Origin of the sequence: Arthrobacter sp. PAMC25564, assembly GCF_004798705.1 — a bacterium.
Lineage (GTDB): Bacteria > Actinomycetota > Actinomycetes > Actinomycetales > Micrococcaceae > Arthrobacter.
Map to the genome: position 1 here is coordinate 1,429,784 of NZ_CP039290.1, position 12,646 is coordinate 1,442,429.

The 12,646-nt window shown below is 66.8% G+C and carries 11 protein-coding genes; 9 read left to right on the forward strand and 2 right to left on the reverse strand.

The window, feature by feature from the left end; genetic code table 11:
• Nucleotides 1–59 precede the first annotated feature (59 nt).
• Nucleotides 60–947, forward strand: a complete 888-nt coding sequence (locus E5206_RS06470; RefSeq protein ID WP_136321782.1) for a universal stress protein — start codon at nucleotides 60–62, stop codon at nucleotides 945–947.
• Between the two features lie 34 nt (nucleotides 948–981).
• On the opposite strand, the gene E5206_RS06475 is transcribed toward E5206_RS06470, so the two are convergent.
• Both E5206_RS06475 and rarD read right to left on the reverse strand, forming a co-directional pair.
• Entirely contained in the window at nucleotides 982–2,514 is a 1,533-nt protein-coding gene (locus E5206_RS06475) for a bifunctional diguanylate cyclase/phosphodiesterase (protein ID WP_136321783.1), read from the reverse strand.
• A 109-nt stretch (nucleotides 2,515–2,623) separates the two neighbouring features.
• Nucleotides 2,624–3,643, reverse strand: a complete 1,020-nt coding sequence (gene rarD / locus E5206_RS06480; protein ID WP_136321784.1) for an EamA family transporter RarD — start codon at nucleotides 3,641–3,643, stop codon at nucleotides 2,624–2,626.
• Nucleotides 3,644–3,775: 132 nt separating this feature from the next.
• Between rarD and E5206_RS06485 the strand changes: the two genes are divergently transcribed.
• The 8 genes from E5206_RS06485 to E5206_RS06520 all read left to right on the forward strand — a co-directional run bounded on the left by E5206_RS06485 (nucleotide 3,776) and on the right by E5206_RS06520 (nucleotide 12,637).
• Entirely contained in the window at nucleotides 3,776–5,233 is a 1,458-nt protein-coding gene (locus E5206_RS06485; RefSeq protein ID WP_136321785.1) for an FAD-dependent oxidoreductase, read from the forward strand.
• Nucleotides 5,234–5,294: 61 nt separating this feature from the next.
• The gene (locus tag E5206_RS06490) at nucleotides 5,295–5,501 is read left to right on the forward strand and encodes a hypothetical protein (RefSeq protein ID WP_136321786.1); all 207 of its coding nucleotides are present in this window, start codon (nucleotides 5,295–5,297) and stop codon (nucleotides 5,499–5,501) included.
• 217 nt (nucleotides 5,502–5,718) lie between these two features.
• Nucleotides 5,719–7,089 (forward strand): GAF domain-containing protein, encoded by a 1,371-nt coding sequence (locus E5206_RS06495; protein ID WP_136321787.1) that lies wholly within the window; start codon nucleotides 5,719–5,721, stop codon nucleotides 7,087–7,089.
• 131 nt (nucleotides 7,090–7,220) lie between these two features.
• Complete coding sequence (locus E5206_RS06500) at nucleotides 7,221–8,744, forward strand: aldehyde dehydrogenase family protein (protein WP_136321788.1); 1,524 nt, start codon at nucleotides 7,221–7,223, stop codon at nucleotides 8,742–8,744.
• A 56-nt stretch (nucleotides 8,745–8,800) separates the two neighbouring features.
• Nucleotides 8,801–9,823 (forward strand): alcohol dehydrogenase AdhP, encoded by a 1,023-nt coding sequence (gene adhP / locus E5206_RS06505; protein WP_205760017.1) that lies wholly within the window; start codon nucleotides 8,801–8,803, stop codon nucleotides 9,821–9,823.
• Nucleotides 9,824–9,839: 16 nt separating this feature from the next.
• A complete protein-coding gene (locus E5206_RS06510) occupies nucleotides 9,840–10,247 on the forward strand; it encodes a DUF779 domain-containing protein (protein ID WP_136321789.1) in 408 nt (135 codons plus the stop codon).
• Between the two features lie 186 nt (nucleotides 10,248–10,433).
• On the forward strand, nucleotides 10,434–11,978 hold the full coding sequence (locus E5206_RS06515) for an amino acid permease (protein WP_136321790.1): 1,545 nt from the start codon (nucleotides 10,434–10,436) through the stop codon (nucleotides 11,976–11,978).
• A 53-nt stretch (nucleotides 11,979–12,031) separates the two neighbouring features.
• Nucleotides 12,032–12,637: a TetR/AcrR family transcriptional regulator gene (locus tag E5206_RS06520; RefSeq protein WP_136321791.1), complete on the forward strand. Its 606-nt coding sequence runs from the start codon at nucleotides 12,032–12,034 to the stop codon at nucleotides 12,635–12,637.
• Nucleotides 12,638–12,646: the final 9 nt, after the last annotated feature.

Sequence of the window (12,646 nt, forward strand, 5' to 3'; positions counted from 1 at the left end):
GTCGCCCGGAACCTCCGGAGCAACGCCGGGATCTGCCCAGACCCATAAGAGGTTCGTAGATGCGATACGTAGTTGGCTACACAACGAACGAGTGCGGCGCCGACGCGGTCGCACTGGCGTCCGCCTTGGCCCGCGCCCAGCACGCACACCTTGACCTGGTCTACGTGGTGGACCGTCACGCGCCCTACGTTGCTTTGAACCCGGTGGCTTCGGATCAGGAGGCAAGACCCCTGAGCGCCGCGGAGCAGGAACTGCTCAGCGCCGAACGGCAAGGCCTTGCCCTCGTGCCCAAGGACGTCGAGGCACGATTCCACGTCCGCCACGCAGACTCGCACGCGGGCGGGCTGATCGACGCGGCAATGGACTACCAGGCCGGACTGATCGTGGTTGGCGCCGCCAGCAACGGACTGTTCAAGCGGCACACCGTGGGCAGCGTGGCCACCGCCCTGCTGCACGCCGCCCCGGCCCCGGTTGCCCTTGCCCCGCGCGGTTACCGGCGCACGGAGCCGATCACACGCCTGACCCTCGCCGTGGGCCAACGCGTAGGCGCCGACGCGGCCATCGACGCGGCCATCGACGCCGCCAAACGCCAGGGCGTGCCGCTGCGGCTCGTCTCCCTCGTGGAACTGGATGCCGAAGGGGACGGCGGAGAGGCGGTCAACGCCGCCCACATCCACGCCAACACCGTGCTGACCGCCGCCGCCCACCGGCTCCCGGCGGGGCACAAGGTCAGTGTTGAAGTCGCGCACGGCCGGACCTTCGAGGAAGCGATCGACGACCTCGAATGGGATGAGGGGGAGATCATGATCGTGGGCTCGTCCCGCCTGGCCGAGAAGAACAAGCTGTTCATCGGCAGCACCGCCAACAAGATGCTCCGTGCCCTTCCCGTTCCCATGGTCGTGGTCCCGCGTGACTACGAGCCCCTGGATACCTATCCGGCGGACTGACGCCGGCCGGACCGGCGCCGGAGCAGGGACGATCTCAAGCAGCGCTGCTGCGGTGCAGGGCCAGCAGATCCGTCATGGCCGGTACCGGCAGCGGCCGGCTGAAGTAATACCCCTGGGCAAAATCGCAGTCCAACTGCCGCAGCTTCTCGGCCTGCTCGCGTCGTTCGATTCCCTCCGCCACGGCGCCAAGCCCGGCCGAATGGATCAGCTGCAGGATTGCCGCGACGAATTGTTCCTGCTGGCCGTCGGTCGCCAGGTCGTCAATGAGTGACTTGTCGATCTTCGCCTGGCTGGCCGGAAGGCCGCGCAGATAGCTGATGGAGGAGTAGCCGGTACCGAAGTCGTCGATGTCAATCGGCACCCCCAATTCCTTGAGCGAGCCCATGGTGGCGGCGACTTCCGGGCCGCCCCTCATGATTGCCGTCTCGGTGATCTCGATCGTGATCTGGCGCGGCGCCACCCGATGCTGCAGCAGCAGCCCTTGAATGTACGGGGCCAGATCGAGATGGTGCAGGTCGGCCGGGGCGAGATTGACGTGCGTGCTGAAGTCCTGGGGAAGCCCGGGGGCGCCCATCCACCGGCCCGTCTGGGCGATGGCGTTCCGGAGTACCCAGTGGCCGATTTCCACGGTGAGGCCGCCCTCGTCGGCGGCGGCCAGGAACACATCCGGGGACAGCAGCCCCAACGACGGGTGGCGCCAGCGGATCAGGGCCTCGGCCCCGGCGATCCGGCCCGTGCGCAGGTCCGCGATCGGCTGGTATTCCAGTTCGAGCTGGTCGGAGGCCAGCGCCGTCCTGAGTTCTGCCACCAGATGGACCCGCTGTTTGGCAGCCTCGTGCATGGCGCTGGAAAAGACCAGGATGTTGTCCCGGCCGCGCTTCTTTGCCTCGTGCATGGCAATGTGGGCGTCCCGGAGGAGTTCATCGCCACGAAGGCCAGGTTCCCCGTACCGTACACCGCCTGCAGCCGTGACGGACAGGGCGATGCCGCCGGCAAGGATCCTGTCCTTCAGCGCTTCGCTCAGCCGGGACGCGAGGTGCAGTACGGCATCCGGCTCCTGGTCCACCACCAGGACGGCGAACTCGTCGCCGCTTAGCCGGGCGATGACATGCTGCGCTCCCGCTGCCGTCTTCAGCCGCAGGGCCGCCTCGCGCAGGACGGCGTCGCCGGCCGCGTAGCCCAGGCTGTCGTTGACCAAACGGAAGGAATCCAGGTCCAGGAGAATGAGCGCGGGCTGCCTGCCTGCGTCGGCCGAGGCCACGGCGTCGAACACTTTTTCGCGCAGCAGCGAGCGGCTGGCCAGGCCGGTCAGTTCGTCGGTGTCGATGACCCGCCGGAGTTCCGCTTTGGCCGCCTCCAGCAGCGCGGTGCGTTCGGCCACCCGTACTTCGAGGCTTTCGTACATGCTTTGGAGTTCTTCGGCGAGCAGGTTGATTCCGGTGCTGACGGCGTCGATGCCATCCCTGGCCGGGGACAGCTGCAAACGGTGGGAGAGATCGCCGGAGGAGAGAATGACAATGCCGTCCACGAGTTCCTCGAGGCGGCGGTCATCGTCAGCCCCCGGCATCGCCCGCCGGCCCTCCCGCAGAGCTGACGTCCGTATCCGGCACCGGCATTCCTCGTTTCCGACTCAGGGTTCAACGATCACGTCATTATTCCACCGGCCGCCTGGCCGGTCAGGTTCCGGCGCCGGCCCGCGCCAGCTTCCGCATGACCGAATTCTTCCGCGCGGCGGCGAGCATGTCCACCGTCAGTAACAGGAGCGCCAGCCAGACGACGCCGAAGCCGATCCAGCGGTCTGTCGTCATGCTTTCCTTGAACACGGCCAGCGCCACAATGAACTGCAGTACAGGGGCGACGTACTGCAGCAGGCCGATCGTCGTCATCGGCAGCCGGCGCGCCGAGGCGCCAAAGAACAGCAGCGGCACGGCGGTGATGACGCCGGACGCCGCCAGCAGCCAGAAGTGCCCGGCGCCGTTGGCGCCCAGCGTGGCTGTTCCGCTGGCTCCGAGGAAGATCATGGTGGCCGCAGCCAGCGGTGCGAGCACGATCGTCTCGACCGAGAGGCTCGTGGCCGCGTCCGCGCGGGGGCCGACGCGCTTCTTGACGAAGCCGTACAGTCCGAAGCTCAGCGCGAGGGTCAGGGCAATCCAGGGGAGTTTGCCGTAGGAGACGGTCAGGACGCCCACGGCAATGAAACCGATTCCGACGGCGGCCCACTGCAGCGGCCGCAGCTTCTCCTTCAGGACGAAGACGCCCAGCAGCACCGAGACCAGCGGGTTGATGAAGTAGCCCAGCGAGGCTTCCACGGCCTGGCCGGTGGTCACGCCGTAGGTGTACGTCAGCCAGTTCACCGCGATCAATCCGGCCGCGACGGAGAGCGGGACGATCACCGTGCGGTTCCGGAACGCGGCGCCGAGCACCCGCCAGGAGCGGGTGATGGTGATCAGCAGGACGCAGAACAGCAGGGACCAGACCACCCGGTTGGCCACAATCTCGACGGCGCCGGCCGGTGCCAGCACAAAGAAGTACAGCGGGAGCAGCCCCCACAGCCCGTAGGCCCCGATGCCGAACAGGATCCCCGCCGTCGTGTCCTTGTCAACGGCCTTGAGCGCAGCCGGGGGCCGGGACGAGGGACTTCCCGCGGTTACCGTGGGCGGCGGGGCGGGGGAGAGGGAACCATCGGGTTTACGCACAAGATCAATAACACCACCCCTGAGGCCACTATTCCTGCACCCATCTATGGCCCGGTATATGGCCCGGACATTTACAATGGGACACTGTGCGCAACCTGTCCCGCGCATTTCCTCGTTCCAGAAGGGCTCCCGGTGTCCAACTCGGCCGAATCCACGTCCAGACGTCCCCTCCGTGTTGCGATTGTCGGCGCCGGACCGGCGGGCGTTTACGCCGCGGACATCCTGACCAAGTCCAGCGAGGTCAAGGACGGGGATTTCGAGGTCAGCATCGACCTCTTCGAGGCGTACCCGGCCCCGTACGGGCTGATCCGCTACGGCGTGGCCCCCGACCACCCCCGGATCAAGGGCATCGTGAACGCCCTGCACAAGGTCCTGGACCGCGGCGACATCCGCTTCCTGGGCAACGTCACCTACGGCAGGGACCTGAGCCTGCATGATTTCCGCGCCTTCTACGACGCCGTGATCTTCTCCACCGGTGCCATCAAGGACGCGGACCTGGACATTCCGGGGATCGGCCTCGAAGGATCCTTCGGCGGGGCTGACTTCGTCTCCTGGTATGACGGGCACCCTGACGTTGCGCGCGAGTGGCCGCTGGACGCCAAGGAAATCGCGGTGATCGGCAACGGCAATGTGGCACTGGACGTGGCCCGCATGCTGGTCAAGCACGCCGACGAGCTGCTCGTCACGGAAATTCCGGACAACGTCTACCGGGCGCTCAAGGATTCCCCGGTCACGGATGTGCACGTGTTCGGCCGCCGCGGCCCGGCCCAGGTGAAGTTCACCCCGCTGGAGCTGCGCGAACTGTCCCATGCCAGGGACGTGGACATCGTCCTGTACCCGGAGGACTTCGAGTTCGACGAGGCCTCGGACGAGGCGATCCGCAGCAACAACCAGATCAAGACCATGGTCAACACCCTCACCAACTGGCTCGTGGAGGAACACGCCGAGGCCGAGGAGCCGTCCTCCCGCCGGCTGCACCTGCACTTCCTGCACAGCCCCGTCGAGATTCACGACGCCGAGGGCAACACCGCCGGTTCCGGCAAGGTCGCCGGCATCAAGTTCGAGCGGATGCAACTGGACGGCACCGGCAATGTCAAGGGCACGGGGGAGTTCCTGGACTACCCGGTGCAGGCCGTCTACCGGGCCATCGGCTACCACGGCTCACCGCTGGACGAGCTGGAATACGATGGCCGCCGCGGCGTCATCCCCAATGAGGGCGGCCGGGTGCTCGACGCCGAGGGCAAGCCGGTCCCCGGCATCTATGCCACGGGCTGGATCAAGCGCGGCCCGGTGGGGCTGATCGGCCACACCAAGGGTGATGCCCTGGAGACGATCGGCTTCCTGCTGGAGGACCGGCTGAGCCTCCCGCCGGCCGCGAATCCGGATCCGCAGGCGATCATCGGGCTGCTGGAGGAGCGCGGGATCGAGTACACCACCTGGGAAGGCTGGATCAAGCTCGATGCGCATGAGCTGGCCCTCGGCGAGGAATGGACGGCGCAGGACGACGCCAACGGCGTCGTGCGGGAACGCATCAAGGTGGTGCCCCGTGAGGACATGGTGGAGATCTCCCGGGACTCATCCAAAGGCTAGGCCCGAGCCCATAGTCACTCAACGCCCCGTAGCCCCGCCCGGCGCCCTGAACGCCGTCATCGTGGAGTTGGACGGCAAGGCCCCGAAACCCGGGTCCCCGGACGGGGCCCCGTCCGGGGGAGAACCGTTCGCAGGCGTGCCGTTCCTCGTCAAGGACCTCGCGCTGGAGATCGACGGGACGCCGTTCTCCGAGGGTTCGCGCTGGCTCGCAGGCAACGTCTCCCGCCATGACCGTCCTGGATACCTGCCCCAGTGCCGAGGTCTTTGACCGGTTCAGCAGCAGCAGGCAGTTCCATGAACTCGTGGCGGAGGCCGGCCTGCCCGTCCGGAGATCCGGCCCGTCGGCGAGGTGCGGAGCTACGTCCTTCCTCCGGGCGTCGCGACGTGAGGGTCCCCGATCCATTTCCAAACGCCCCGGACGGAACTAGACTGGACCGGACATGGCTGCCTCCGGCACGCCGTCGCGCCCATCCGGTGGGAGTTCAATGAGGAATCTGATCCATCCGGCAGCCCCCAATGGTTACCCCGCGGAGCTGCGCCAGAAGTATGCCAGCGCGGCCCACGAGGAGCTGGACGCGGAGGGCCTGACGTTCCCCGGGCCGCATGGGCTTCCGGGGCTGAGCAGCCTGATCCAGGAGTCCTGGCGGCGCTCCGCGCAGTTGCACGCCAATCCGGACCATCCCGAGGCCCCGCTGGCGATGGACCGCGAGGAACTCGAAGAATACCGGCGGCAGCATCCGCTGGCCGCGATCATGCCGGTGATCCACAAGCTCCTGGTCCTCCCGAGCCATGACAGCGGGATGCTGGTGGCCGTGGGTGACGAGCTGGGCCGGCTGCTCTGGGTGGAAGGCGACGCCGACATGCAGCGCCGGGCCGAAGGCATGATGTTTGTTCCCGGTGCAGACTGGTCCGAGGCCACGGTGGGCACGAGCGCCCCTGGCACGGCCCTCGCCCTGGGCCGCGGCATCCAGATCGCCGGCGCGGAACACTACAAGCGCTCGGTCCATCCCTGGAGCTGCACGGCCGTGCCGTTCCATGATCCCGATTCCGGCGCCCTGCTCGGCGTTGTGGACATTACCGGCACGGAGTCGGCGGTGGCCCCGCACACCCTCTCCCTCGTGGAAGCCACCGTCGCCGCGGCCCAGGCCCAGCTGCGCGTGGAACGGCTGCAGCTGGCCGCCGCCGCTCAAACCTCGCCGGCGCGGCGCCGGAGCCACGCGTCCGCTGCCAGGTCCGGCCAGGACGGCGCCGGCAGCCTCTACCGGAACAGCCTCCAGCTCCTGGGCCGGGACCAGGCCCTGCTCAGCATCGAGGGCCGCACCGTGGCCCTGTCCGCCCGGCACAGCGAAATCCTGGCCCTGCTCAGCACCCACCCGGAAGGGCTGAACGCAGAGGAACTCTGCTCGCTGCTGTACGCCGGGGAGGCGTCGACCATGACGCTGCGGGCCGAGATGGTGCGCCTGCGGAAGATCCTGCAACAGCTCAACCCGGAGGCGGTGCCGACATCCCGCCCCTACCGGCTGCCGATGGACCTTGTCCCGGATGCGGGCCAGGTCCTCAGCTGCCTGCAGCGCGGAGCCCACCGGATCGCCCTGGAAATCTACCGCGGTGCCGTGCTGCCCCGTTCGGAAGCCCCCGGCATCGTGGAGCTCCGCAGCAGGGTCGGCTCGCTGCTGCGCGAGGCCCTGCTGACGGACGGCAGCGCCGAGTCGCTGCTGAAGTACGCGGAACTGCCCGAGGCGAAGGACGACGTCGACGTCCGGATCGCCGCGCTGAAGCTGCTGCCGCCCCGCTCGCCCAAGCGGGCCGCCGTCGTCGCCGACCTGGAACGGCTCGACTCCGAACTCAGCGCCTGAGGACACAGTTCCCGCCGGAGTGATCCGGCCCACACCGCTTGCAACCTGACTGCAACCTTCCGGCTCCTACGCTGGGTGCAACGGCTGCCGCCAACATCTGGCCGCCATCTTGCACAGCAAAGGAGCTAGCAATGACTGTTTACGCACAGCCCGGCACCGAGGGCTCGAAGGTCACCTTCAAGGACCGCTACGAGAACTGGATCGGCGGCGAATGGGTCGCCCCGGTCAAGGGCCAGTACTTCGAGAACATCACCCCCGTCACCGGTAAGGTCTTCTGTGAGGTCGCCCGCGGAACCGCCGAGGATATTGAGCTTGCGCTCGACGCGGCCCACAAGATTGCACCGTCCTGGGGCAAGACCTCCGTCGCCGAGCGGGCCGCGATCCTGAACAAGATCGCCGACCGGATCGACGAAAACCTCGAGATGCTGGCCGTCGCCGAATCGTGGGACAACGGCAAGCCGATCCGCGAAACGCTCAACGCCGACATCCCGCTGGCCGCCGACCACTTCCGCTACTTCGCCAGTGCGGTCCGCGCCCAGGAAGGCCGGCTGTCCCAGCTCGACGACGACACCACCGCCTACCACTACCACGAACCGCTCGGCGTCGTCGGCCAGATCATCCCCTGGAACTTCCCGATCCTGATGGCCGTCTGGAAGCTCGCCCCGGCCCTCGCCGCCGGCAACGCCGTCGTCCTGAAGCCGGCCGAGCAGACGCCGTCCTCAATCCTGGTCCTGATGGAACTCATCGGCGACCTGCTGCCGGCCGGCGTCCTGAACGTGGTCAACGGCTTCGGCGTCGAGGCCGGCAAGCCGCTGGCTTCCAGCCCGCGGATCCGCAAGATCGCGTTCACCGGCGAAACGTCCACCGGACGGCTGATCAGCCAGTACGCCAGCCAGAACCTGATCCCGGTCACGCTCGAGCTGGGCGGCAAGAGCCCCAACATCTTCTTCAACGACGTTGCCGACTCCAATGACGCGTTCTACGACAAGGCGCAGGAGGGCTTCACGCTCTTCGCCTTCAACCAGGGCGAGGTCTGCACCTGCCCGTCCCGTGCCCTGGTCCAGGAGGATATCTACGATTCCTTTATGGCCGACGCCGTGGCCCGGGTGGAGAAGATCATCCAGGGCAATCCGCTGGACACCGAGACGCAGCTCGGCGCCCAGGCCTCCAACGACCAGCTGGAAAAGATCCTCTCCTACATCGACATCGGCAAGCAGGAGGGCGCCAAGGTGCTCACCGGGGGCGCCCGCGCCCAGCTCGAGGGCGACCTGGCCGGCGGCTACTACGTCCAGCCGACCGTCTTCGAAGGCCACAACAAGATGCGGATCTTCCAGGAGGAGATCTTCGGCCCGGTGGTGTCCGTGACCCGCTTCAGCGACTACAACGACGCCATGGGGATCGCCAACGACACCCTCTACGGCCTCGGTGCCGGCGTCTGGTCCCGCAACGGCAACGTCGCCTACCGTGCCGGCCGCGAGATCCAGGCCGGCCGCGTCTGGGTCAACAACTACCACGCCTACCCGGCGGGGGCCGCGTTTGGCGGCTACAAGTCCTCCGGCATCGGACGGGAAAACCACTCGATGATGCTGGACCACTACCAGCAGACCAAAAACCTGCTGGTCAGCTACAACGAGAACAAGCTCGGCTTCTTCTAAGCCGCACCAACACCCCTTAGCTTCACCCACGCTTGAACTACGCAAGGATTTCGCCAATGACGACGACAATGCAAGCAGCAGTAGTAACCGAGTTCGGCAAGGATCTTCAGATCCAGACCCTTCCCGTTCCCGTCCCGGGCCGCGGGCAGGCACTGGTCAAGGTCCTGACCACGGGCGTCTGCCACACGGACCTGCACGCCGCTGAAGGCGACTGGCCGGTGAAGCCGACCCCGCCGTTCATCCCCGGCCACGAAGGCGTCGGCGAGGTCGTCGCCCTCGGCGAGGGTGTCACGGACCTGGCCGTCGGAGACCTCGTGGGCAATGCCTGGCTCTGGTCCGCCTGCGGCGATTGCCAGTACTGCCGCACCGGCTGGGAGACCCTGTGCGAAGCGCAGCAGAACGCCGGCTACAGCGTGGACGGCTCCTTTGGCGAGTACATGCTGGTGGACACGCGCTTTGCGGCCCGCATCCCGGCCGGCTCCGACCCCGTCGAGGTGGCCCCGGTGCTCTGTGCCGGAGTGACCGTCTACAAGGGGCTCAAAATGACCGAGGCCAGGCCCGGCCAGTGGGTCACGATCTCCGGCATCGGCGGACTCGGCCACATCGCCGTCCAGTACGCGGTGGCGATGGGCCTGCGCGTCGCCGCGGTGGATATCGCCGATGACAAGCTCGCCCTGGCCAAGAAGCACGGGGCGGAGCTGACCGTCAATGCCCTGCACGAGGATCCCGCCGAGGTCATCCAGCGCGAAACCGGAGGTTGCCATGGAGTCCTGGTCACGGCGGTGCACCCGTCAGCATTCGGCCAGGCGATCGGGATGGCCCGCCGCGGCGGGACGATCGTGTTCAACGGCCTGCCGCCGGGCGACTTCCCGGCGCCGATCTTCGAGATTGTGCTCAAGGGCCTGACCGTCCGCGGCTCCATCGTGGGAACCCGGCAGGACCTGGCGGAAGCCCTGGACTTCTACGCCCGGGGCAAGATCCACCCGACCGTCTCGACCCGGGAACTCTCCGAGGTCAACGCCGTTCTTGACGAGATGAAGCACGCCAAGATCGACGGCCGAGTCGTCATCAAGTACTGATGATGGAGGCCTTCTGATGACCGCGGCGAGGCTTGATGCGGCAGTGACGCTTCCCGGCGAGGATATCTCCCGGGTGGCGCTCACCGCCGAGTCAGTGGAACTGCTCAGGATGCTGTGGCTCCGGCACGGACCGCTGATGTTCCACCAGTCCGGCGGCTGCTGCGACGGATCCTCGCCGATGTGCTATCCCGCCGGGGAATTCATCACCGGGGACTCCGACGTGCAGCTGGGCCTGTTCGACATTTCCGACGGTCTTCAGCCCCAGCCGCTGGAGTTCTGGATGTCGAAAGAACAGTTCAACTACTGGAGCCATACCCACCTGACGGTCGACGTCGTCCCGGGCCGGGGGAGCGGTTTCTCGGTGGAGGCGCCGGAAGGCAAGCGGTTCCTGATCCGGTCCACGCTGATGGACTGGCCGGTCTGACCGGCGTCACCGAGCCGAAAAACCAGTGGAACCAGCGGAAAGCTGAGGCGGGCCGGGCCAGGCCGGGAGACTTGGCCCGGCCCGTTTCTGCGTCTCATTATTTGAGATAATTATGACCGTCCACTGGATGGACACTACTCTTGATAAGTCTGTTTCCAACAAGCTATCGAGATTGCGGACCTTCCTATGAACCTTTTCCGGACCAAATCCATCGAGCAGTCCATGGCCGACGCCGATGAACCCGGACGCAAGCTGAAGCGGTCGCTGAGCTCCTGGGACCTCATGATCATGGGGGTCGCCGTCGCCGTCGGTGCCGGAATCTTCTCGGTCGGTGCCAAGGCTGCCGCGAACTTTGCCGGCCCGGCCGTGACCGTTTCCTTCGCCATCGCCGCTGTCACCTGTGCGCTGGCCATCATGTGCTACGCCGAATTCGCCACGGCGATCCCGGTGGCAGGCTCCGCGTACGTCTTCACCTACGCGACCATGGGCGAGGTGCTCGCGTGGATCATCGGCTGGAACCTGATCCTCGAACTCTTCACCGCCGGCGCCGTGATCGCCAAGTACTGGGGCATCTACCTCAGCAAGGTGTTCGCGCTGACGGGTATGGACGTCCCGCCTTCCATCAATCTCGGCGGCATCGACCTCTACTGGGGCGCTTTCCTGATCGTCGCGATCTTCACCGTGCTGCTGGTGCTCGGGACAAAGCTGTCCGCCCGCGTCGGCAACATCTTCACGCTCATCAAGATCGCCGTCGTCCTCTTCGTGATCGTGGTCGGCTTCAGCTACGTGAAGTTTGAAAACTACGCCCCGTTCGTGCCCGCCTCCGCGCCCACCGGCTCGACCGGCACCGCCGACGTGCTCAAGCAGTCCTTCTTCGGCTTCCTCACCGGCGCGGCTCCCGCACAGTACGGAACGCTGGGCATCTTCGCCGGCGCAGCCCTCGTGTTTTTTGCCTTCATCGGCTTCGACGTCGTGGCCACCTCGGCCGAAGAGGTCAAGAACCCGCAGAAGACGCTGCCCCGCGGCATCTTCGGCGGCCTCGCCGTCGTCACCGTCCTCTACATCCTGGTATCGCTGGCGCTGACCGGCATGGTGTCCTACACGAAGCTGGCCGAGGCCAAGAACCCGACCCTGACCACCGCCTTCGAGGCCGTGGGCAACACCGACGCCGCCAAGGTCATCGCGTTCGGCTCCCTCGTGGGCCTCACCACCGTGATCATGGTGCTGCTGATGGGCCTGTCCCGCGTCGTCCTGGCGATGAGCCGCGACGGCCTGCTGCCGCGCTCGCTGTCCAAGACGAGCACCATCCGCGCGACGCCGGCCAGGCTGCAGATCATCTGCGGCGCCGCCGTCGCCGTCGTCGCCGGGCTGACCAACGTGGACCTGCTGGAGGAAATGATCAACATCGGCACGCTGTCCGCATTCGTGACAGTCAGCCTGGGCATCCTGGTGCTGCGGAAGAAGCGCCCGGACCTGAAGCCGGCCTTCCGGGTGCCGTTCGGCAAGGTGGTCCCGGTTGTTTCGGCGGCGCTCTGCCTCTACCTGATGACGAACCTTGCGGTGGAGACCTGGATCTTCTTCGCGATCTGGCTGGTGATCGGCATCGCCATCTACTTCGCCTACGGCCAGCGCCACTCCCGCCTGAACGAGAAGTTCGCCGAGGCGCGGACCGCCGTGAACGGCCTCGACAAGACCAGCAACGCGGGGTCACCTACGGCCCATCGGCGGTGACGGCATGGGCCGTAGGTGACCCCGCGTTGCTGTCCGGTCCCTAAGATGGAGCTATGGCCCGCCCAGCAAAACCGGAACGCAAGTCAGAGCTGCTGGCGGCGATCCTGGACTACCTCATGGACAAGACGCTGGCGGAGCTGACGTTCCGGAGCCTGGCCGAGGGCCTCGGCGTCTCAAGCTACGTCCTGGTGTACCACTTCGGCCACCGCGAACAGCTCGTGACCGAGATCATCCGCTGCATCGAATCCCGGCTCGACGGCGTCCGCGCCACCGACGTGCGTGACATCGACAGGGAGGCGTGGCGGGAGTTCCTGCTGGTGTCCTGGCGCTGGACCATGGCCCAGCGGAACCGCCACCTGGCCAGGCTCGAATTCGAGGCCACGGCGCAGGATGTCGTGGCGGATCCACCCCGAGGCACGGCGCAGGAGCACTTCAGGATGCTGCACGAGAAGGCCCGGGACTGGCTCGTGCTCCAAGGCATCAGGGAGGAGCTTGCGGACACCGATGCGCGGCTGTTCACCGCTGCGTTCTACGGGCTTCAGTTCGACTTCGTCATTAACAACCAGCCCGGGGAGGCAAGCAAGGCCTTCGAGCTGATGATGCTGGTCTTCTTCAACAACCTCGACCGGCGCCTCGCCAGCGAGGGCCAGCACATCTGAGGCAGGCCC